A 22,662-nucleotide genomic window follows, 5' to 3' on the forward strand; every position below is an offset into this window, starting at 1 on the left:
CGTGGAGGTTCGAGTCCTCTCGCCGGTACCAACTTTAAACGTATAGCTCATTAGGAGAAATCCTGATGGGCTTTTTTGTTGTTTAAAACGCTGTTCTTATAACATGAGCTAAATAAACCTTTGAACTATACTCCAAATGAGAATAAACATGAGTCATAGTCTATGATCCAAAGTCATTATTGGGGTTGAGCCTACCGATTACTATTGGCTAAACTTGGACTTTTGGCTTCAAGAACAATAGTTGGAGCTCGTTCTTGTTAATCTATTTCAGGTGAAGCGTAACAAAGAAAACAGGGACAACTCACCAACTAAGTATGACATTAAGGATGAACTTGTCATTGCTGACATGGTCAAGAGCGGCTATTACTCAGAGCTTTTTTTGCAATCTGAGCCCTACCGCGCTCTAAGGCAATTGATGACTTCCAGAGAATTTATGAACAAACAAATGTCTGCTATCGTAACCAGTTGCATCGTTGGACAGACATCTATTTCCCTGAATCTTGGAGTATTTTAAGGATATCACCAAGAATTCAAAGCCCTTCATCTGCACAACAAACAAAGTGAACAAAATGAACGCCATGAAGTCCATTATCAAACTATACGGTAAATTAACTCGTATGATTGTAGCTATGGCCAAGAAAGATTTTACTCGGCTATATTTTCTACAGGCTCGCATGCTGAACACCCTCCATCTGGGCAATCAGACTGCACAAGGGCTGGGTCTTGCCGTGAAGCGGCAGTTTTTGGGGTTGTCGATCGCTGCTGTTGCTTTATCCTCTGGCAGTGTGGCCGTGGGCGGAAGCTTCTTCTTCGTTGGCTTGATCGCTCCGCATATGGCAAGAAAACTGGTCGGCCACGATCACAAATTGCTCGTTCCGGCTGCCAGTCTGGCCGGAGGATTAGTCGTGGTGCTGGCTGACACGATTACACGCACGGTTATTCTTGGGGGAGATGTGCCGACGGGAATCGTCATTACGGTTATCAGTGTTCCGTACTTTCTTTATCTATTAGCGAAGGCCAATTAGGAGGACGTCATGGAATGTATTACAGCGCAACAAATCGATATTGCCTATAATGAGACGCTTATCGTAAAAAGAACTGGATTTGCAGATTCCGCGTGGACAGATTACCTCGATTATTGGTCCCAATGGATGCGGCAAATCAACCGTACTAAAGGCAGTCGGTCGGCTGCTCAAGACGAAGCATGGCACAGTTTATCTGAATGGTACCGATATCCACACACTGTCCACCAAGGAAGTGGCCAAGCAGATGGCGATTCTGCCGCAGACGCCGACCGCACCGAGCGGTTTGACGGTCGGTCAATTAGTCGCCTATGGGCGTTTTCCTCATCAACGGGGCTTCGGTAAGCTTTCCAAAGAGGATAAGCAAATAGTCGCCGGGGCCCTATCGGTTACACAGCTTACAGCGCTTGAGCATCGTGAGGTCGATACGCTCTCTGGCGGTCAGCGTCAGCGCGTATGGATTGCGATGGCGCTCGCCCAGCAGACCGAACTGATCCTGCTGGATGAACCCACAACCTATCTGGACCTGGCGCATCAGCTTGAAGTGCTGGAACTGCTCTATGAACTGAATCGCAGTCAGCAGGTGACGATTGTGATGGTGCTGCATGACTTGAATCTGGCAGCGCGCTTTTCCGATTATATGGTGGCGATTCGTGAGGGCCAGGTGGTGGAGCATGGCTCGCCAGAGCGCGTAATGACGGTTCGGACGCTACGTGAGGTGTTTGCCATTGATGCCGAGATTATGCTGGAACCACGAACGGGGCGACCGGTGTATGTGACGTACGAGCTATTGCGTGAACGTAAAGACCAAGGGGCGAATCCAGAATTCCTAAAAGCTACGGAACAGAAGGAGGTGGTTGCCACATGAAAACCGCATGGCATCCTGCTGAGCGCACGGAAATACTGGTTGCAGTTAGGCATTGGATTTGCCGGTGTTGTGATGGCCACGATTTCCGGGTTTTATTTGCCCTGGGCGTTGCGCTCGTTGACGCAATTGGCGACCGAAAGTAGCAGCCAGTTTGCTGCAGAAGCGATGACAATTGGTTTGTTGCTACTTGGAGCTACTTGTCTTCAAGCCATCGAAACATCACTGGCAGGCTATCTGAACCATTATGCCGCACTTCATTATGTGGCGGATTTAAGGACAAGATTGTATAGCAAATATCAGCAGATGAGCTTGCGCTATTTCCATCGAAGCCGGACGGGTGACTTGACCGGGCGCGTCGTGAATGATGCGATGGAAGCGGAAATTTTCATTGCCCATGCCATCCCTGAATTTATCATCAACGGACTGACCTTTATCGGAGTAGGCATCCTGCTCTTGACGATCAATGTGAAGCTGGCACTGATCAGTCTGATCACGATTCCGTTGCTGCTTGCGATCACGGTATGGCAAAGCAAGCGCTTGTTGCCGCTGTGGGGGGAGAATTCCAAGGCGCGGGGAGAAATCGCTGGCAAGGTGCAGGAAAACTTGTCGGGCATGAAGGAAATCCAAATTTTCAATCGGCAGGAGGAGGAGCGGGGTAACGTTTCTCGTCTGGCTGTGAAACATACGAAGACCTATTTGCGCACCAGTCTGTTCTATGAAACCTCTGTGCCGTTGTTGGCATTTGTGACCGCGCTGGGTACCGTATTTGTTGTGATACTGGGCGGCAGATTGATGGCAACAGGCGAGGTAGCATTGCTGATATCATCGGATTCATCGCCTACCTGGGTATGTTTTATCAACCGGTAAAATCCTTTTCCGGCTTGGTGGAAATGTCCGGGCGAGCCGCCGCTGGCTTTTAAACGGGTATATGATGTGCTGGAAGAAGAGGAAGTCATACAGGAGAAGCGAAACGCAGTCAGTTTGCCGCGTGTACAAGGACAGATCTCCTTTCAAGATGTCACATTCGTTTATCAAGATGGTGCGCCTGTACTAGAAAGGCTGAACCTGACCATTGATCCCGGAAAGACGGTGGCGCTTGTAGGTACAACAGGCGGAGGAAAGACGACATTGGCCAGTCTCGTTAACCGATTCTACGACCCGCAGGCTGGTTCGATTCGAGTGGATGGCATCGATATTCGTGATGTGACGCTCTCCAGCCTGCGTGACAATATCTCGATGGTGCTGCAGGATACCTTCCTGTTTGATGGCTCGGTGTATGACAATATCGCTTATGGATGGGCAGATGCGACCGAGGAAGATGTGATTGCCGCAGCGAAAGCGTCTAAAGCGCATGATTTTATAGCACAGATGGAGCAAGGCTACGATACGGTGATTGGTGAACGCGGTGTGCGTCTGTCCGGAGGGCAGAAACAGAGGCTTTCGATAGCACGGGCGATTCTGCGCAATGCACCAATCCTCATTCTGGATGAAGCGACATCGGCGCTTGATACCAAGACCGAGCAAGAGATCCAGCAGGCGCTAGACGAAATATCGAAGGACCGCACAACACTGGTGATTGCATATCGGCTATCGACGGTCCGTCATGCCGACCAGATCGTCGTGCTGGAGGGCACAGAGATTGCCGAGATGGGCACGCATGAGGAACTGCTGCGTAGCGGCGGCATTTATGCACGATTGTATGCGACGCAAGTCTCTTGAACGTAATCAATACAAACAAGACTAAACAGGAGAAGGACAGGATGAAGATGACTGAATTATATGATCTAACGATTGTGGGCGGCGGTGCGGCAGGACTGTGCGCTGCGTTTTATAGCGGAATGCCCGGTACGAAGGTCAACCTGATTGAAGCCAAGTAAGAATTGGACGGCAGGTTGCTGCTCTATCCGGAGAAGATGATCTGAGACGTGGAGGCGTTACGCCGACCGGCTGCAAGCAGTTGATTCGCCAATGGTAGGGAGCGGGGCTGTTCTATCAAAAGTTCTTTCCGTCGTCTAAAAACCGCTTCTTTTCGAGTAATTGTCACGATCCTTAACGGGGCTTAATAAAAACATAAAAACCCGCAAAAAATACCTTGTAAAATTAAGGTTTTTTTGCGGGTTTTAGATTCCTCTTCTTGGACTGATCTTCTGCTATCTTCCGAATAGCAGGTGTGACTCAAAATCAAGTGGGAAACCGTGGAGGTTCGAGCCCTCTCGCCGGTATAGATAACGGGATGTAGCTCAGCTTGGTAGAGCACCTGATTTGGGACCAGGAATCGTATGTTCAAATCGTGTCATCCCGATTTTTATTTGCGGGTGTAGTTCAATGGTAGAACTTTAGCCTTCCAAGCTAATAGCGTGGGTTCGATTCCCATCACCCGCTTTATAGTAAAACAAAAAAAGAGATGGTTCTTGCCATTTCTTTTTTTGTATTTTTAACGATTCTATCATCCTGTTACTTATCGAATCATCTCATTAACAACGATGGGATAGTATACAGAAACATATTCATAAGATCGTTTTAATCTTTTTTTAAACGCTTACAAAAATATCTTGCCTAATTCTTCAGCCTGTAATACTATATCAATTAAGCGCTTAACCTTTAGGGGTAAGGCGCTTAAACTTAACTTAGATTAAGCGCTTAACCTGTAAAGGGAAGGGAGATGGTCAATCCATGACAACAACAATTAGACTGACGATGGCTCAGGCACTGCTCCGATACCTGGATCAGCAATATATTTCGGTTGATGGGGTAGAAACCAAGTTTGTGAAAGGTGTCATTGGCATTTTTGGGCACGGTAACGTAACTGGTATTGGAGAGGCACTGGAGCGTAGTCCCGGAAGTCTGACGTATATGCAGGGCAAAAATGAACAAGGCATGGTACATACGGCAGCTGCCTATGCCAAGCAGAAGAACCGAAGACAGATATATGCGTGCACGACATCCATTGGACCAGGTGCACTGAACATGATTACAGCGGCTGCAACCGCAACGGTCAATCGAATTCCCGTTTTACTGCTTCCGGGTGATAACTTTGCCACGCGTGAGCCAGATCCCGTGCTGCAACAACTGGAGGTGAGCGGCGATTATACAATTTCAGCCACTGATCCGTTCAAAGCGGTCAGCAAATATTGGGATCGCATTGTGCGTCCAGAACAGCTGATGATTGCTGCCACGCAGGCGATGCGCGTGCTGACGGACCCGGCGGAGACGGGCGCGGTAACGCTGGCGCTGCCGCAGGATGTGCAGGCAGAGGCGTACGATTACCCGGAATCGTTCTTCGCCCGCAAGGTGCATTACCTGGACCGTCGTCCCCCGGTCCAGGCGGCTATTGAACGGGCAACGGAACAGATTGCCCGTGGAAGGAGGCCACTGATCGTTGCAGGCGGCGGCGTGCTGTATGCCGAGGCATCTGTACAGCTGGCTGAATTCGCCGAGGCATTTGGCATTCCGGTTGCCGAGACGCAGGCTGGCAAAAGTGCCCTGGCGTGGGACCACCCACTTAATGTGGGGTCTATCGGCGTTACCGGCTCGCTGGCTGCCAACAGGCTTGCCAGGGAAGCAGATGTGGTAATCGGCGTCGGCACCCGGTTCTCGGATTTTACGACGGCGTCCCGGTCTGCTTTTCAGCATCCCGAAGTGGCATTCATCAATATTAACCTGAACAGCATGGATGCCGCCAAATTGGGTGGGGAAGCGGTTTTGGCTGATGCACGGGAAGGTCTGCAAGCTTTGCAAACGACTTTACAGGGACGGCAGTACCACAGTGGATACAGAACATCTGAGGTCGCCGATTTGCGGGATGAGTGGAACGCCGAGGTAGATCGACTCTATGGACTGCAACATGAGGCAGGACTGGCACAGACGACCGCGGTCGGCGTTATTAATCGGACCGTTGACCCTTCTTCCGTCATTGTGTGCGCGGCGGGAAGTTTGCCTGGAGACTTGCACCGTCTGTGGCGCGCGTCTGCACCGAAAACATACCACATGGAGTACGGCTTCTCCTGTATGGGCTATGAGGTGAGCGGGGCATTCGGAGCAGCTCTTGCCGAGCCGGATCGTGAAGTGTATGCCATGGTGGGTGACGGTAGTTACCTAATGCTGCATTCTGAACTGGTGACGAGCTTGCAGGAACAGAAGAAGATGACCATTTTACTATTCAACAACAACGGATTTCAGTGTATTCACAATTTGCAACGGGAGCACGGAAGTGATGGGTTCGGCAATGAGTTTCGCTATCGGGAGTCGGAGAGCGGACGACTGACCGGGGAATATATGCCTATGGATTTTGCAGCCCATGCCCGAAGCCTTGGGGCCAAAGCCTATAAGGCAGAGACGACAGAACAATTGGAGCAGGCGATCAGAGATGCACGGAATGAGACCGTGACTACACTGATCGAAATTCCAGTCGTGCCTGGAACCAATGCAGGCGGATATGAGTCATGGTGGAATGTGGGTGTGCCAGAAGTATCCAACGAGGAAAAGGTGGTAACGGCTCACCATGCGATGAAGGCAAACTGTGCTAAAGCTAGGCCCATTTAATTGAGGATTTTGCATAAATTCAAAGAGCGTCTTTCAATCAGCATGATGTAGAGGGAATGCTTCACTTGTAAATACGTTGTATGGATCAGGGTGCTTCTTCCTCTATATATCTTGTACCCAGGAGAGAACTAAATCGAATGATGCAAATAAGTTGAACCACAAAAGGAGACGTGGAGCCATGAACAAGCTACCATTTCAGCTCGGGATTCATCCGATCAACTGGGTTGGAGAGGATGTAAAGGAGCATGGGGATGCAACAACGTGTGAACAGATTCTGGATGATATTCAGCGACTCGGACTGACAGGTACGGAGATGGGACGCAAATATCCTTCGGATTCGGACACATTGAGGGAGGAATTAGGCAAGCGCAACATACGCCTCGTTTCCCAGTGGAAATCGGTATTGCTCTCTGACCCGGCGCATCGTCAGTCTGAGCTGAACAGCTATCGCAGACACGCGGAGTTTCTGCAATTGATGGGCAGCACGGTGATTAGCACGGCGGAAGTAGGAGGTTCCCTGCATTTCGATCCAAGACGGACACCGCATGAAAAAGAAGTGCTGAGACTCAGTGAATCGCAATGGCACATCCTTGCTGAGGGGCTGAACGAAGCAGGGGCCATCGCCCGTGAGTATGGATTGAAACTAACGTATCATCACCATGGCGGCACCGTTGTTGAGCAGCCTGATGAGATCGATAAATTGATGGAACTGACAGACCCATCTCTTGTTTATTTGCTCTATGACACAGGCCATGCCTACTACGGTGGAGCAGACCCGTTAACTCTCTTGCGCAAACATTATGACCGAATTGCCTATGTTCACCTGAAGGATATCCGTCCACAAGTGCTGGATGAAGCGAGGGCTGAACAGTCCGATTTTGTTGGGTGCATTCGTAAAGGGGTATTCACGGTTCCCGGAGATGGATGTATTGATTTTGCACCGATTCTAAAGGAACTGATCACCCGGGGGTATGATGGCTGGGCGATGCTTGAAGGGGAGCAGGATCCTGCGATTCATAATCCGTATGAGTATGCACGGCGATCCTTGCAATATATGGAGTCCTTATACCAGCACAGCTGATAAAGGCATGGCAATCGCGAGAGAGCCATACCATGAGGTGAACCGGATGATGAGTAGATGAGTTTGATGAGTTTATCACTTGCTGGTACCGAGTGCGTTTCCACATCACATTTCATGATCTAACAACACTACTGAGACGAAACTTGAAACTTTAAAATCCGCAATTTTAAATAAGCTATCCATATAAACGTGCAAAATTCCATCACAGAAAGGGGTTCAAATATAATGACTTACGTATCCTTTCCTGATACCAGGAAGATGGATTTCACCGCGATTGGCCGTCTGTGCATCGACTTGAATGCCAATGAGATCAATCGCCCGATGGAAGAGACAATGACCTTTACGAAATATGTGGGCGGCTCTCCGGCCAATATTACGATTGGCATGTCCAGGCTCGGCATGGAAACAGCGTTTATCGGCAAAATCGCGAATGACCAGATGGGCAGGTTCATCAACAGTTATCTGGAGCGGAACGGGATCGATACGTCAAATGTGGTAACGGACGATACCGGAGCGGTGACAGGACTTGCTTTTACCGAGATCAAAAGTCCAACCGACTGCAGCATTCTGATGTACCGTGACCATGTGGCAGATCTGTTATTGCAGTCGAGAGAGGTGCAGGAACAGCTGATTGCCGACTCCAAAGTGCTGCTTATCTCAGGCACAGCCCTCGCCAAGAGTCCATCGCGTGAAGCGGTATTTCAGGCCTTAGCGTATGCGAAAAAGCATGGCACAATCATTGTGTTTGATCTGGACTATCGTCCTTACACATGGACATCAGCCGAAGAAACGGCGGTCTATTATAACCTCGCAGCCGAGAAATGCGATATTATCCTGGGCACACGTGAAGAGTTCGACATGATGGAGACGTTTGACCATAATCCAGACCATAGCGACCAGGTGACCGCGCAAAAATGGTTCGACTTTTCAGCTAAAATTGTGATCATCAAACATGGCAAGGAAGGCTCCATTGCCTATACAGGTGAAGGGCTATCTCATCAAGCGGATAGTTACCCTGCGCGTGTGGTAAAGACGTTTGGTGCAGGTGATTCCTATGCAGCGGGATTCTTATACGGGTTGATGCAGGGGTGGACGATTGAACGTAGCATGGCGTTTGGCAGTGCGGCAGCAAGTATCGTTATCTCCAGCCATAGCTGCTCGGATGCGATGCCAACGGTGGAACAAGTGAATGACTATATTGAACGATGCAATCGGGGCGAAATTACGGTGTCCTGAAGCGTGTTGAAGTACTTGGAGTACATGGAGTAATTTGAGGCCACGCACATATAAGCGAAGGGAGACAGGGCTATGGGAAAAGGCATTTCGGAAGAGTCAGCAACAGCGACAATGGTTCAAAACTGGATCGGGGGTGCCTGGGTGACCCCGGCGGCAACCCGTACGGAGCCGGTCGTAAATCCGGCTACGGAAGAGGTCATTGCACACGTACCGCTGTCTGAACAGGCGGACGTGGATTTGGCTGTTCAGACAGCACGGGAGGCGTTCCCGTCCTGGAGCGGTACACCGGTTCCCCGCCGAGCGCGTATTCTGTTCCGCTACCAGCAGCTGCTGGTGGAGCACTGGGAAGAACTCGCTCGGCTGGTTACGCTGGAGAATGGTAAAAGCTACGCGGAAGCCTACGGCGAAGTACAGCGCGGCATTGAATGCGTCGAATTCGCGGCAGGCGCCCCGAACCTGATGATGGGTAAACAGTTGCCCGACATTGCCACCGGGCTGGAGTCGGGCATGTACCGGTACCCGATCGGTGTCATTGGGGGAATAACCCCCTTCAACTTCCCGATGATGGTACCTTGCTGGATGTTCCCGCTGGCGATTGCGTGCGGCAACACCTTTGTACTGAAGCCGTCCGAGCGTACACCGCTGCTGGCAGGCCGTCTGGCCGAGCTTTTCAAGGAAGCAGGGCTTCCGGACGGCGTGCTTAATATCGTTCACGGTGCGCATGACGTCGTGAACGGGCTGCTTGAACACAAGGATGTTCAAGCGATCTCTTTTGTCGGCTCACAGCCTGTCGCCGAATACGTCTACACCACCGCATCCGCGCATGGCAAACGGGTGCAGGCGCTCGCTGGTGCCAAAAACCACTCGATCGTTATGCCTGACGCCGATCTCGACCTGACAGTGAAAGAAATTACCAGTGCGGCCTTCGGCTCAGCCGGAGAACGCTGTATGGCTTGCTCGGTTGTCGTAGCCGTGGGTGATGTCGCTGACACACTGGTACAAAAGCTGGTGGAAGCTGCTGATCGCATCACCATCGGTAACGGCATGGATGAAGGGGTATTCTTAGGTCCTGTGATTCGTGGTCCACATAAGGAACGTACACTCAGCTACATTGAATCCGGAGAACAGGAAGGTGCTGCTCTGATCCGGGATGGTCGTAAAGATGAGGCGACAGGCAAGTCCGGTTATTTCGTTGGACCGACGGTATTTGATGAGGTGCAGAGCACCATGAAGATCTGGAAGGACGAAATTTTTGCTCCGGTGCTCTCGGTGGCGAGGGTGGCTACGCTGGAGGAAGCAGTGGAACTGGCGAACCGTTCCGACTTTGCCAACGGAGCGTGCCTGTTCACCCGTAGCGGAGCAAGTATGCGCCAATTCCGTGAAACCATTGATGCGGGCATGTTGGGCATTAACTTGGGCGTACCTGCGCCAATGGCATTTTTCCCTTTTTCCGGCTGGAAGAAATCCTTCTACGGTGATTTGCATGCTAACGGTACAGACGGTGTTGAATTTTATACTCGCAAAAAGATGGTCACTGCCCGCTGGTAGTCACTCAGGACATAGGGCATATCCAGGCCAAGGGAAGAACGTTGAGTTCACATGGACACGTACAGGGAGGATAACGGAATGGGCAAGGATAAAGTGAGAATAGGCATCATCGGTGCTGGGCGCATTGGCAAAATTCATGCAGACAATCTCCTGCGCAACCCACATGCTGAGATTGTTGGTATCAGTGATTTGTTTGCAGGATCCGAACTGGAGGCGTGGGCTTCCAGCCGCGGCATTCCGGTGGTAACGACAGATAGTAGCCAGCTGATCGCCATGCCAAATGTGGATGCAGTGTTGATCTGTTCCTCAACAGATACGCATGTGCCACTGATTGAACAGGCAGCCCAGGCGGGCAAACATATTTTTTGCGAGAAGCCGGTCAGCATGGACCTTCATCAAACTCAGACAGCTGTTGCAGCCGTACAGAAGGCTGGGGTAAAGCTGCAAATCGGATTCAATCGTCGCTTCGACCATAACTTCAAACGGGTACGTTCACATGTGCAGGACGGTACGATTGGTGATCCGCATATTATTAAAATCACTTCTCGCGACCCGAGTCCGCCGCCAGCGGAGTATATTCGGGTGTCTGGCGGGATTTTTATGGATATGATGATCCATGATTTCGACATGGCCCGGTATCTGTCCGGGAGTGAGGTGGAGGAAGTCTATGCCAAGGGCAATGTGCTGATTCATCCTGTATTTGCAGAATACGGTGATGTGGATACGGCCATTGTGACGATGAGTTTTGAAAATGGAGCCATCGGCGTCATTGATAACAGCCGTCAGGCGGTATATGGATACGATCAGCGAGTCGAGGTATTTGGCTCATTGGGCAGCGCCACAGCTGCGAACGATCATCCGAATACGGCAGAAATTAGTACAGCGACCGGACTGATGCGCGACAAACCGCTGCACTTTTTCCTGGAGCGATACAATGAAGCGTATGTACAGGAGACTGCTCTTTTCATTGATGCGATCCGGAACGATACACCTGTCACCGTGAACGGGAATGATGCAGTTCAGGCAGAACGTATCGCGCTCGCTGCTCGCATGTCCATGGAGCAAGGCAGACCTGTGAAGCTGCGGGAAGTCCCGGGAATAGCGGTGGGATCCCAAACGGTTGCCCCGTAGGGCCATTTTCATAACAAGTTCATTTCATCTAATAGGCAGCCATCAGAATTATGGATATATACCGGAAGGAGTGGAAGGAAGCATGTCAGAACGCGTAGTAAAACCTGTGTTGAATCCGAAAGCAGACGGAACGCTGTTGACGGTCACACCAGAGTCTGCGGGCTGGGAATATGTTGGGTTTCAGGTGGTACAGCTTGCGGAGGGACAGACTATAACTCGTGAGAGCGGGGATCAGGAACTTTGTATTGTACTTCTCAGCGGCTTGGCGAATGTAAGTACTCGTGAACACATGTGGGGGAATATTGGAAATAGAATGAGTGTCTTCGAGAAAATTCCGCCGTATTCGATTTACGTATCCAGTTCAGATCGAGTGGAGTTCAAGGCACTTACCGCATTGGAGATTGCCATATGTGCTGCACCAGGTAAAGGCACGTATCCAGCTCGTCTGATTGCCCCGGAAGATGTAGGTGTTGAGACGCGTGGTTACGGCAACCTGGAACGACAGATTCACAACATTTTGCCGGAACAAAAAGAAGCAGACAGTCTGCTTGTTGTTGAGGTGTTCACGCCAGATGGACATTGGTCGAGCTATCCTCCGCATAAGCATGACCGGGATGCTCTGCCTGACGAATCACTGCTGGAGGAAACGTACTATTTCCGAGTGCAGCCTGAGCAAGGGTTTGCTATCCAACGGATATATACAGACGACCGGGCTGTAGATGAGACGCTTGCAGTGAATAACGGGGAAGTCGTGCTTGTTCCGTGTGGATACCATCCGGTAGGTGCGCCTCCGGGATACGAGGTGTACTATCTGAATGTGATGGCAGGACCAACCCGGACCTGGAAGTTTCATAACGATCCAGATCATGATTGGCTGATGAATAAAAAGTAGTATCGGCTTCAAGTTGCGTATGCGGACTTCCCCCTGCATAATGAGAAGAAAACGATTACCTATATATAAAGGAATTTATATATAGCACAAATGGGGAAATAACAATGAAAGCAACCATATATGATATAGCACGCGAGGCGGGGGTATCCATTGCAACCGTCTCACAGGTCATTAACGGCAAAGGTAAAATTAGCGAGAAGCGGCGTGCCGAGATTATGGAGATCATGGAGCGTCTTCACTACCAGCCGAGCGCTATTGCTGCCGCACTTACGGGTAAGCAGACATATACGCTCGGGCTGCTCGTGCCCGATATCTCCAATCCGTATTTTGCCGAACTGGCCAGAGCGGTAGAGGATCGCAGTCGGCAGTTGGGTTATAGCGTCGTGATTTGCAGCACAGATAATAAGGACGAGCGGGTAGAGCGGTATCTGAATCTGCTTCAGCAAAAAAGGGTCGACGGAATGATGATCGGAACAGGTATCGATAATGCTGAGATTCTGTCTCCACTTCTGCAACAATCGATACCTGTTGCTCTGATTGCCCGTCATATGCCGTCGTTGTCGGTACATACCGTTGCGATCGATGATAGACTTGGCGGCGCCTTGGCAGCGCAGCATCTGCTTGAATTGGGTCATACTCACGTAGCGGTGCTGTCCGAACCGTTCAAAGTCAGCAGCAGTAAGGAACGCGTACGCGGATTTCGTGAAGCATTGGAGAAGGCGGGACTTTCTCTTGAAGCGGATCATGTGAGAGAGTCATCTGCCGATTTAGGTTCAGCCAAAAAAGAGGCGCTCGTGCTGCTCACGGAAAAGAATAGAGCCACAGGCATTTTCTGCTGCAACGACATGCAGGCGATTGGTGCGCTTCAGGCTGCCAAAGAGCTAGGCCTGCGTGTGCCTGAAGATGTATCAATCATCGGATTTGATAATACGATTCTGGCTTCAGTAACCAGTCCACCTCTGACAACGGTTGCCCAACCTATTGAGGATCTGGGGCGTCGTGCCGTTGATTTATTGATTGATGAGCTAAAAGATGAAGGTAAATCACCACAGAAAATTTTCCTGAAGCCTGAACTGGTTATTAGAGACTCGACAGGGAATGTGACAGATCAATCATGAGAACAACATTATCGTAATTTGAAATCCTCCAACTCTTCAGAGGAAATCGCCACAAAAACATACGAATATCCCATAAGTATGTTGTCATCATACCAAACAAGTCGCGTGCCCCTAAGGGTGAACGCGGCTTGTTTGGGTTAAATCTTGTTTCATCCAATCTCCCCCTTTAATGTCCAGCTAGTATAGACAAAGCCGAAAGCTTATGTAGTATATCGACATTTTTTTCAAAAAGATAATATAGATATTTATCAAGTTAGTTAGCATGTCATAAAATTTAAAATGACTGATTATAAAGAGGCATTTTCTATATAAAATGCATGTTTTAATGGATTATTTTAATGATGCAGAACAATATTTGGATGAGATGGTATACTTGAAATGCAATTGTTAATTTCCTGATATATCCAACAACGAAAGGAGATTTCAATGAAAAAAAGAACCAAAACCATTCTTGGTGCAGTCATTGTAATTGTTATAGCAGCTATTGCGATACCGATGTACTTTTCGAGACAGCACACCACCTTTCGAGCCGAGGTCACGGATCATATGAGTATGCTGGATACACTGGATCTTCTGGTTATCAGAAAAATAACGGCCACCGATCCATACAATGAAGAAGAAGTGATTATTAAAGATCCCCAAGAGATTAGAACTATGTTGAATCTTGCGAAGGATATCGAATTAAGAAGAGTAAAGAAAATAGATATCACCGAGCGAACCCCATTTTACTATGACTGGCAGCTTCTGACTAAGAAAGAAGACCGATTTACAGAAAGCTTTGGAATCACGTTTTATAACGAACATGCCGTCTCCATCTATAGCGGATACAAAACGAGAGACAAACATGAAAATTATGAAATTACCAATGAATTTAATCTGAATGAAATGGAACGCCTCTTTACCAATTTGAAGGAGGGGAAGGAATGACGGAGTATCAATTGCGTCCCATTGAGGAACAGGATATCCCGTTTCTGTGGGAGATGTTGTATGCATCCCTATTTAAACGAGAGGGCGAAGAACCTTTTGACCCTGAGATTATACATAGTCCCGGCATGTCCAAGTACGTTGAAGGCTGGGGCAGAGAGGGGGATTTTGGATTTATCGCCGTGAATTCTCAGGGCAAGCGAATGGGTTCAGTGACGTTGCGATTTTTTACTGAGCAGAATGCGGGATATGGTTATGTAAATGCGGCTACACCCGAAATGGGAATGGCTGTGATTGAGGCTGCGCGAGGCAAAGGAATAGGTACCCATCTCATTCAGGCAGCGTTAGAAGAGGCTCGAAAGCGAGGCATTGACGCCGTTTCGCTCAGTGTTGACCCGGATAATGAAGCCATTCGGCTTTATCGGCGCTTCGGATTCGTCGAACAGAGTATGTGTGATACATCCGTAACGATGGTATGTGCCATGAACCCCTAATCCTATCACAATGATGATCGAACATATTCATATGAAGAGTTTGAAATTTTTTTTATCTTATGAACTGTGTTAATGAGGTATAACCGGACATCAAGCATAAGAAAGCCGCCCAGTCACTAAGAATCTGGACGGCTTTTACCGATGTTTAAAAACCAATCTTCAAGCTGCTACCCTCTGTGGCTATTCCTTCCGAACGGTGGATGGGCAGCTTTTGTTCTGCGGAGAAGCCAAGCGTCTCGCCGTCATGCAGGGTTACATCGTTTTCAACAACATAAGTCGCAGTCATATACATCATTTCAAATACTTCACTTAAAGGCTGTGCGGATTGAGTGATTTCCATCTCCTCTTTCCCGAAGTTACGTAATCCATAAGTATAGGCTGATGCGCCTTCAGGACTTTGAAATAATCCGATGAAAATCCAGAGGGAGACGGGTAGCTCATGATCCTTGATTCCATGACTAATGTCCACGTACTGACTTGCTTCTACCACAAGTGGCGCCGTATATATAGCCAGCGCATGGTCAAGCTGGAGCAGGGCACTCGCTGTTTGGGTGAACAGAATATGTGCCTGAATGGCGTCGGTTGCATTCAGTACAGAGACAATAATCTGAGATTGATGTCGTGAAGTGACTTGTACCGCTTCCCGCCACAATACATTTAATTTGGCATTTTCCTCTACTTCGTGGTCAGGAACAGGAGCATTAATATGTGCACACACCACTTGCATTCCATCTACTTCGAAAAAAAGATTGCCTTCCTCCGGACGTTCTTCAATCTCAATATTCCACTCGTTTTTCATAGTGCTAATGAAGTGATCAAAATTACAATCTTCGTGCTCGAGCAAAACAAATCCAACGATGGTTTCACTATATGGAGCAGTATGTACCGCTCCATCTGTGGTCGCGTGTTCCTTTTTGCGGCGCCGAAGCTTGTCAAACAGTCCCATGAAACGTTCTCCTTTCCAGACCAATCACAGTGATCAGGCATAATCCGATGCCTTTATAACCATACCTTACCACATTGGAGCTTTTAATGAATCCCGGCATGGTAATGGTCAACAGGGGATCAGAGGAAAAGAACCAGAAGCAATGCAATTATCGCAGGCAGCCCTTGTTTAATGATGATGGACCGAGTAGCGGTTACGCCTCCGTAGAGGGCGGCGATAATGACACATGCCAGGAAGAAAATTTGAATGTGCTGTCCGACGGATGCATCTGGATAAAGGAGTCCCCAGATCAAACCTGCGGCCAAAAATCCATTGTACAAACCTTGATTGGCTGCCAAGGACTTGGTAGATTCCGCTAGCTCAGGGGTAAGGCCGAACGTTTTCATTGTGCGTGGACGGGTCCACAGGAACATCTCCATCACCATGATGTAGAAGTGCTCGATGGCTACAATAGCCACGAAGATGATACTAATCAAAAGAAACACCTTGCTTTCTTATATGTCATTTATTTACTTGTCCTACTCAGTATAAATGTTTGCCATCCGAACTGAAAGTATAAATTTAATTTTACACAAATTAATTGTGTAAACCGGTAATCCATCTCAGTTTATCTTCTGGAATGGACGTAATTTTCAGGTGTGCTGCCGATAATGGACTTGAAATCTTTGATAAAATGCGACTGATCGTGATATCCAAGGTCCTGGGACAACTTAACCAAATCGCAATCCACACCCTGCTCCATCAGCTCAGCAGCATTTTGCAGGCGGTAGAGTTTGATCACCATTTTGGGGCTGATGCCCACATACTGATTGAACAGGCGCTGGAGCTTTCTTGTGTGCATTTTCCAGGAGGTAGATAAATCATCGACTCTCAACATATCCCGATGTTGCTCAATATACAACACGATCTGGCTGACCAGAATGGCTTGATCATCAGGAGGAGGGAGGTGTTTACAGATAAGCTGATCCATATAACTGACTTTGTCCGCATCACTTCCGTCCCCGAGCAGGCGGTCTTCGAGTTGTGGAGCATCGACATCAAGCACACCAGAGATATCCAAGGGGTTTTCATACAATGTGGAGACGGAATTACGAATGAATGGATAGAAGCCGCCAGGCTTAAACTTAACCCCAAAGACGCTTCCTTTTCCACGGACGAGATAGGAGAACTTCTGTCGGGATGGACCGAAGAAAAAGGTATTTCCCCGCTCTACCACCAGATTGACACAGGGATTTGGAACCACATGCTGAGAATAAGGATCATGCCCGGTAAGATCCCAGGAGACGATCCAGAAATGCTTGACCAAAGAACTCAATGCTTCGGAAGGGGCATATCGTGTCAGGCGATATCTCTTGTCGCCCTCATCCAGATTCAGAAGACCCATACTGGGTCTGGCAGCATGATCCGCATGTTTCATTTTGTCGATTCCTCCAGGTATCTCGTCAATTCTGCTTCGTTACGAACAATGCACAATTTATGTTGGTGAGGCTGCAAAAACGCCATGATTAGCGCTTTTTCCTTCCGGTCATGCTGATAGCTCCATTTATACATCCGCCAGAGCATGGTGAAAGTCTGTCTGTAATTCCCTTGTTCCAGCCCGAGCTTCTGTACTGTGAAACGTTTGAGAATGCGCACATTCCTTTTCCACACGGGTGTATTCAAATAAACGATAAGATCAGCCTTTTCGAAACTTTTTGCTACCCATTCATAGTGTACTCCTTCAATAATCCACTGATTGGAATGCACGGCTTTTTGCAAGAGTGTGTCCCGTGTCTCCGGGCTATTGCGAATATCCTGTCCTTGAGGTACACGGTGCCACACAATGTTGTCGAGCTCGTAATAAGGAAGGTCTAGCCTCGTGGATAAATGGCGGGCCAGTGTAGACTTGCCACTGCCGACTGAGCCGATAATATGTATTTTGTTTGGCCTGAGTTTGATCATGGATTTTTCACCGATCATTCCGTCACCAGTCCCCTTTGTTATTTACCTTTGCTCCCTGAACAGCAACGCACGAACAGCGAAACGTGGCAAAATGAGTTGTCTGCGCCATCTGGAAGGCTGGCTGAGCAATCGATAAAGCCATTCCAAGTTAAGCTTCTGCCATATCGCAGGTGCTCGTTTGGTTTTGCCGGCCAGAATATCCAGGCTTCCCCCGACTCCGATGGCTACACGAGCATTTAGTTGATGGCGATATTTGTTGATCCAGTGTTCGGCATTGGGTGCTCCTAGAGCCACAATAAGAAAATCAGGTTGAACCTCGTGAATCTCTTCTACAATGCTTTGCTCCTCGTCCGTTGTGAAAAATCCATGTTGTCTGCCACGAACAACGACTCCCGGATAGTTTTGCGCAATAACCTCCACAGCCCGCTTATTGACACTTTCTTCTGCCCCGAGCATATAAAAGGACCAATTCTTCTGGCTTCCTTCCTCCAACAAACGAAAAAGCAGGTCACAGCCTGTTACCCGTTCGGTCAATTGTCCACCCCGAAAGCGGGATACCATAACAATGCCCGCACCGTCAGCGGTCAAAATGCCTGCCTGATCCACGATTGAGCGAAGCGCCTGGTCCTTCTGGCAGGACATGACGATTTCCGGATTGCCTGTGATGACATGGAATAGTGCAGATTGTCTTTGATCTACTACATCACCAAGAATCGTAACCGTCTGATTCATAGTTATATTTGGAAAAGGGATTCCCATAATATTTGTTGTTTGGTTCATATTTCGGTTCCTTTCTGGATGTTAACTATCCGTCCCCAACCTGTATACATTTCCTGTTATTTCATTCCATTTTAGCATGAAAACATAAAAATATACCGGACGAAAAGTGCGGATTATCAATTTTTCATGGCATCTTAAATCGTTTATTTTCGCTGTTGTCGCGTTTTTACAATACGCCGTTTGGGGTATAACGGTAGGATAGTGTTGCAAGCAAGTGTCAGTTCCTTCAATACAACACATAAAGGGAGTGAGTTCATGGAATTGAAATATGAGTTCTATATTAATGCTGGACAGGAAGATGTGTGGAATGCCCTGATCTCTCCGGACGGTACACGGAGCAGCTTTTTTGGCAGTGAACTTCGTTCCAATTTCCAACCGGGTCAGCCGTTCGCCTATGTAGGACCTGGGAATGATGGTGCAGAGACGGTTCATGTGTACGGCGATATTCTGGAATTCGAACCTTTATCCCTATTAAGTTACCTTGAACATCCCGGACCTTCCTATCACGCCAATCACGCTGAGCTTCAATCCAGAGTAGTGTTCCAACTGGAGACAGTAGGGGAATGTACGAAGTTAACATTGATCAATGACCAATTTACGGACAACCATCCATCCTTTGCGAACGCACAGAGTAACTGGTGGATGATATTGAGCAGTATCAAGACATGGGTAGAGACGGGCAAAACGCTGAATTTTGGCTGGTAAAGGTTCCGATAACGAACCGAGAGAATATATAAATATAACATCATAGCAATATGAAAAAGCACTGATAAGGCGTTTTTTCTTAATCGATTGTTGGATGATAAAATGAATTGCACAAGAAAAAACCACCGAGATGCATTTCTGCTCTGGTGGTTTTTTGTATTTTCAACGATATATGCAATTCTATCTGTTGAATTATACTTGTTGAACTTTGATTAAGTTGGTGTTACCGGATTGACCAATTGGTACGCCAGCGGACAATACGATGATGTCCCCTTTTTCGATATAACCGGTTTTGATTGCATTGCGTGTAGCCGATTCGAACATTTCATCTGTTGTTGTTACTTTGTCGCCCATAACCGGAATGACACCGGAGAGCAAGCAGATTTTCGCGAGTACTTCTTCATGCTGTGTAACCGCGATGATCGGTGCTTTCGGACGATATTTGGAGATCATGCGCGCTGTAAATCCACTCTCAGTAGAAGTGATGATCGCTTTGGCATTCAAGACGAGGGAAGAACTAACTGCTCCCTGACTGATAACTTCGGTAATGTCAGCTACTTGTTGAGCGGATTTTTGGTTGAATTGTTCTTTGTAATCAATCATCGTTTCAGCACGGCGAGCAACGGCAGCCATCGTGCGTACGGATTGTACCGGGTATTTACCTGCTGCCGATTCACCAGACAACATAACAACGTCTGCGCCTTGAAGGACAGCGTTAGCTACGTCACTAACTTCGGAACGGGTTGGACGTGGATTCACTTGCATGGATTCCAGCATGTGTGTTGCGACGATAACCGGTTTACCTGCACGGTTACATTTATCGATCATTTCTTTTTGCATCATGGGTACGTCTTCGATCGGTACTTCAACCCCGAGATCTCCACGAGCTACCATGATACCGTCAGATGCTTCAATAATATCGTTCAGGTTGGTCATGCCTTCCTGGTTTTCGATTTTGGAGATAATTTGTACATGATCTACGCCGCGTTCTTTAAGGATACTGCGAATTTCACGAATGTCGTCGCCTTTACGAACAAAGGAAGCAGCGATGATTTCGATATCGTTTTCGATCCCGAATCCGATGTGCATAACGTCACGTTCCGTTACACCTGGCAAAGTCGTTTTGATTCCTGGCAAGTTAACCCCTTTACGTGGTTTCAGAATGCCGCCGCTGATGATCTTACAGTGAATATCTGATCCTTCCACGGAGAGTACAGTCAGATCCACCAAACCATCATCAATCAGGATGCGATCTCCAGGTTTTACAACGAGGTTCAATTCCGGATAGTTTACCGAGATGCGTTCAGCGTCACCGAGAATTTCTTCGGTAGTCAGGATAAGCTCTTTACCCGCTTGCAGATGGCAAGATGCTTCTTTCAGTTTACCGATACGAACTTCCGGTCCTTTGATATCCATCATGATTGGTACGTACGTGTTCAATTCGCTAGCCGCTTTGCGGATATTGTTAATCCGCGCAACGTGATCTTCCAGCTCACCGTGAGCCATGTTCAGACGGGCAACAGTCATCCCTTCCTGAATCATTACTTTTAACAATTCGATTGAGTCACAAGCAGGTCCCATAGTACAAATAATTTTTGTTTTCAACATGCTATTTTCCTCCTCATATGTTTGCTTATATGTGTATTGTAGCGTTTTCTGTCGAATCAGGGTATGAACTATAGTACAATGATTAGAATATAGTCCAATAATGAGGTGTGTTATGGTCACTCCATTAGAAGTACGACACATTAATGGTGTCGGTTGGTACGAAGAAGCGGTACAGTCACAGGCAACTTGGCGATTAAGCTTGGTTACTTATGGGAAATGTGTATATTGGGTGAACGGAGACAAGCAGATCATGGAGAAGGGTGAGCTGCTGCTAATTCCCGCTGGCATTCCGTATTACGGCAAAAGCATTCCAACCGTAACCCACACGCAAATTGTTGTTCAATTACAGGGGGATCATGCACAAGGTTTGCCCGCGCTGGAACGGAGTGAGGCCTTGCGACATAAGCCCGGATGTTATGAACTGATTCATGAACGCATGAAAGCCATCCAACAACAATGGCAGGAACGTCCGTCTTATTATGTCATGATGAGCCAAGCCTTATTGATGGAAGTGCTAATTTATATAAATAGGGAACTGGACCGTGGGGTTATTCCACCAGAGAGGCATGTTCATGCGGAGCGGATGAAGCGATACATTGAGCGGCATTACCGGGAGAAAGTTACGAAAGAAGAGCTGGGGGACGAGATCGGTAAAACCCCCAATTACGCAGCCGCGTTATTTAAAAGCATGACGAATCAGACGATCAGCCAATATGTTCATGATCAACGGATGAAAAGGGCGGTGTATTTGCTTACCGAGTCACAGCTCTCCATTCAGGAAATTGCAGAATTTCTCGGTTACCGTGATTTGTCTTATTTTTACCGGATATTCAAGCGTATAATGGGAAGCCCTCCATCTGATTTGCTCCATGAACGTCCGCCCATTGTATGAAAGACAGGGTTGCCAGGTTCGCTCCTTGAAAGGTTCTCTCATTATAAGATTCAACGTAAATTACGCAAAAAAAGAGGGCCTCGGCCCTCTTTTTGGTTTCATGACAGTCGAATGACTCCTGCCATTGCAATATAAATTGTATACTAAGCGTTGCTGCTTGTATTGGTAGCCGTGAGTGGCTGCTTTGTTTTTTTGCTTGCCAAACCTGCGCGAACCGCGAATACATGCACAGCCCAGTACGCTGCTTCCGCGAAGAGAATCCCGCCTGCTACATCCAGCAGCGAATGCTGCTTCACAAACACCGTCGAAGCAATGATGAGCCACAGCCACACAGACCAGGAGATCCGCGCCAGTGGTTTGAAGTTCAAGTGGCGATTAATGATAATGAAGAGCAGATAACTTGTGAGACAGTGGATGCTTGGAAAACAGTTGAATGGAGCATCATTGGTATAGATAAATTGTACAAGTGCACTGCTCAGACCTGTTCCGATAACTTCCGGTCGTGGTACGTAAGTAGGGAAGACCGCAAAAACGACGTTGGCTGCGATCACTCCTACGTTATAGGTAATTAGCATACGCCAGAATAGCGATTTGTTCGTTAGACCCAAATAGAGAAATCCAAGATACAGAATCGGCATCCAACTGACATAAGGATAAATAAATTCTTTGATAAAAGGAATTTGTGTATCAATCCAGGCATAATTGTAGAAGACATCACTTCCGGTGCTACTGCCCAACAAAACATAAATGGAACCTTGAAGCGGTATACATAAGATTGCCAGCAAATGTCCCCAGCGCAAAAATAATGCTTTCATAGTATCCCCCTGATTTCGTTCTTCTTCATCTTAACTCTCCATATATATGACGTTGCAGATGTAGCGTACCCCTGCAGCGATTCATTCTATTACTACTATAATGGACAGATTAGTACTTG

The 22,662-nt window shown here is 47.9% G+C and carries 22 protein-coding genes, 2 tRNA genes and 2 pseudogenes; 19 read left to right on the forward strand and 7 right to left on the reverse strand.

The features are described 5' to 3' along the window. Nucleotides 1–241 precede the first annotated feature (241 nt). From AMS66_RS34615 to AMS66_RS01105, 17 genes and pseudogenes are all read left to right on the forward strand, one after another. On the forward strand, nt 242–514 hold the full coding sequence (locus AMS66_RS34615; protein WP_053779065.1) for an IS110 family transposase: 273 nt from the start codon (nt 242–244) through the stop codon (nt 512–514). Nucleotides 515–569: 55 nt separating this feature from the next. Further along, entirely contained in the window at nt 570–1,025 is a 456-nt protein-coding gene (locus tag AMS66_RS01040; protein ID WP_082350508.1) for a FecCD family ABC transporter permease, read from the forward strand. A 9-nt stretch (nt 1,026–1,034) separates the two neighbouring features. Then, nucleotides 1,035–1,890, forward strand: a pseudogene (locus AMS66_RS01045) (ABC transporter ATP-binding protein). A gap of 39 nt (nt 1,891–1,929) precedes the next feature. Beyond that, nucleotides 1,930–2,757, forward strand: coding sequence for an ABC transporter transmembrane domain-containing protein (locus AMS66_RS33025; RefSeq protein ID WP_201782122.1), 828 nt, complete (start codon nt 1,930–1,932; stop codon nt 2,755–2,757). Nucleotides 2,758–2,823: 66 nt separating this feature from the next. Then, the gene (locus AMS66_RS33030) at nt 2,824–3,609 is read left to right on the forward strand and encodes an ABC transporter ATP-binding protein (RefSeq protein WP_201782123.1); all 786 of its coding nucleotides are present in this window, start codon (nt 2,824–2,826) and stop codon (nt 3,607–3,609) included. A gap of 41 nt (nt 3,610–3,650) precedes the next feature. Continuing rightward, nucleotides 3,651–3,859, forward strand: a pseudogene (locus AMS66_RS32145) (NAD(P)-binding protein); the annotation flags it as partial. 260 nt (nt 3,860–4,119) lie between these two features. Beyond that, nucleotides 4,120–4,192: transfer RNA gene (locus AMS66_RS01055), tRNA-Pro, on the forward strand. 9 nt (nt 4,193–4,201) lie between these two features. Further along, a tRNA-Gly gene (locus AMS66_RS01060) sits at nt 4,202–4,272 on the forward strand. A 291-nt stretch (nt 4,273–4,563) separates the two neighbouring features. Next, nucleotides 4,564–6,432 (forward strand): 3D-(3,5/4)-trihydroxycyclohexane-1,2-dione acylhydrolase (decyclizing), encoded by a 1,869-nt coding sequence (gene iolD, locus AMS66_RS01065; RefSeq protein WP_053779066.1) that lies wholly within the window; start codon nt 4,564–4,566, stop codon nt 6,430–6,432. A gap of 178 nt (nt 6,433–6,610) precedes the next feature. Beyond that, nucleotides 6,611–7,513, forward strand: a complete 903-nt coding sequence (iolE, locus tag AMS66_RS01070) for a myo-inosose-2 dehydratase (RefSeq protein WP_053779067.1) — start codon at nt 6,611–6,613, stop codon at nt 7,511–7,513. A gap of 225 nt (nt 7,514–7,738) precedes the next feature. Continuing rightward, the gene (gene iolC / locus AMS66_RS01075; protein WP_053779068.1) at nt 7,739–8,749 is read left to right on the forward strand and encodes a 5-dehydro-2-deoxygluconokinase; all 1,011 of its coding nucleotides are present in this window, start codon (nt 7,739–7,741) and stop codon (nt 8,747–8,749) included. Nucleotides 8,750–8,821: 72 nt separating this feature from the next. Next, a complete protein-coding gene (locus AMS66_RS01080) occupies nt 8,822–10,297 on the forward strand; it encodes a CoA-acylating methylmalonate-semialdehyde dehydrogenase (protein WP_330219272.1) in 1,476 nt (491 codons plus the stop codon). Between the two features lie 78 nt (nt 10,298–10,375). Beyond that, on the forward strand, nt 10,376–11,428 hold the full coding sequence (gene iolG / locus AMS66_RS01085) for an inositol 2-dehydrogenase (RefSeq protein WP_053779069.1): 1,053 nt from the start codon (nt 10,376–10,378) through the stop codon (nt 11,426–11,428). Between the two features lie 82 nt (nt 11,429–11,510). Continuing rightward, the gene (gene iolB / locus AMS66_RS01090; RefSeq protein ID WP_053779070.1) at nt 11,511–12,320 is read left to right on the forward strand and encodes a 5-deoxy-glucuronate isomerase; all 810 of its coding nucleotides are present in this window, start codon (nt 11,511–11,513) and stop codon (nt 12,318–12,320) included. A 104-nt stretch (nt 12,321–12,424) separates the two neighbouring features. Then, nucleotides 12,425–13,438, forward strand: coding sequence for a LacI family DNA-binding transcriptional regulator (locus AMS66_RS01095; protein WP_053779071.1), 1,014 nt, complete (start codon nt 12,425–12,427; stop codon nt 13,436–13,438). A 426-nt stretch (nt 13,439–13,864) separates the two neighbouring features. After that, nucleotides 13,865–14,365, forward strand: a complete 501-nt coding sequence (locus AMS66_RS01100; protein WP_053779072.1) for a hypothetical protein — start codon at nt 13,865–13,867, stop codon at nt 14,363–14,365. After that, nucleotides 14,362–14,856: a GNAT family N-acetyltransferase gene (locus AMS66_RS01105; RefSeq protein ID WP_053779073.1), complete on the forward strand. Its 495-nt coding sequence runs from the start codon at nt 14,362–14,364 to the stop codon at nt 14,854–14,856. Before AMS66_RS01100 ends, AMS66_RS01105 begins: the two co-directional genes overlap by 4 nt. Before the next feature lie 145 nt (nt 14,857–15,001). Here the strand turns inward: AMS66_RS01105 and AMS66_RS01110 are convergent, their stop codons facing one another. The 5 genes from AMS66_RS01110 to AMS66_RS01130 all read right to left on the reverse strand — a co-directional run bounded on the left by AMS66_RS01110 (nt 15,002) and on the right by AMS66_RS01130 (nt 18,523). Then, complete coding sequence (locus AMS66_RS01110) at nt 15,002–15,802, reverse strand: DUF4261 domain-containing protein (protein ID WP_053779074.1); 801 nt, start codon at nt 15,800–15,802, stop codon at nt 15,002–15,004. A 119-nt stretch (nt 15,803–15,921) separates the two neighbouring features. Beyond that, nucleotides 15,922–16,287 carry a DUF1304 domain-containing protein gene (locus AMS66_RS01115; RefSeq protein ID WP_082350509.1) on the reverse strand — a complete coding sequence of 122 codons (366 nt, stop codon included), beginning with the start codon at nt 16,285–16,287 and terminating at the stop codon, nt 15,922–15,924. Nucleotides 16,288–16,409: 122 nt separating this feature from the next. Further along, complete coding sequence (locus AMS66_RS01120) at nt 16,410–17,219, reverse strand: AraC family transcriptional regulator (protein ID WP_053779075.1); 810 nt, start codon at nt 17,217–17,219, stop codon at nt 16,410–16,412. Then, nucleotides 17,216–17,743, reverse strand: coding sequence for an AAA family ATPase (locus AMS66_RS01125; protein WP_053779090.1), 528 nt, complete (start codon nt 17,741–17,743; stop codon nt 17,216–17,218). The genes AMS66_RS01120 and AMS66_RS01125 overlap by 4 nt, the downstream gene beginning before the upstream one ends. A gap of 42 nt (nt 17,744–17,785) precedes the next feature. Then, complete coding sequence (locus AMS66_RS01130) at nt 17,786–18,523, reverse strand: WecB/TagA/CpsF family glycosyltransferase (RefSeq protein ID WP_053779076.1); 738 nt, start codon at nt 18,521–18,523, stop codon at nt 17,786–17,788. Nucleotides 18,524–18,778: 255 nt separating this feature from the next. Between AMS66_RS01130 and AMS66_RS01135 the strand changes: the two genes are divergently transcribed. After that, nucleotides 18,779–19,228: an SRPBCC family protein gene (locus AMS66_RS01135; RefSeq protein WP_053779077.1), complete on the forward strand. Its 450-nt coding sequence runs from the start codon at nt 18,779–18,781 to the stop codon at nt 19,226–19,228. Between the two features lie 192 nt (nt 19,229–19,420). On the opposite strand, the gene pyk is transcribed toward AMS66_RS01135, so the two are convergent. Continuing rightward, a complete protein-coding gene (gene pyk, locus AMS66_RS01140) occupies nt 19,421–20,836 on the reverse strand; it encodes a pyruvate kinase (RefSeq protein WP_053779078.1) in 1,416 nt (471 codons plus the stop codon). A 112-nt stretch (nt 20,837–20,948) separates the two neighbouring features. Here pyk and AMS66_RS01145 point away from each other — a divergent pair, with 112 nt between their 5' ends. Further along, the gene (locus AMS66_RS01145) at nt 20,949–21,728 is read left to right on the forward strand and encodes a helix-turn-helix transcriptional regulator (RefSeq protein WP_053779079.1); all 780 of its coding nucleotides are present in this window, start codon (nt 20,949–20,951) and stop codon (nt 21,726–21,728) included. Between the two features lie 143 nt (nt 21,729–21,871). On the opposite strand, the gene AMS66_RS01150 is transcribed toward AMS66_RS01145, so the two are convergent. Then, nucleotides 21,872–22,543, reverse strand: coding sequence for a phosphatase PAP2 family protein (locus tag AMS66_RS01150; RefSeq protein WP_053779080.1), 672 nt, complete (start codon nt 22,541–22,543; stop codon nt 21,872–21,874). Nucleotides 22,544–22,662: the final 119 nt, after the last annotated feature.

Origin of the sequence: Paenibacillus xylanivorans (assembly GCF_001280595.1) — a bacterium.
In the GTDB taxonomy this organism is placed as follows: domain Bacteria; phylum Bacillota; class Bacilli; order Paenibacillales; family Paenibacillaceae; genus Paenibacillus; species Paenibacillus xylanivorans.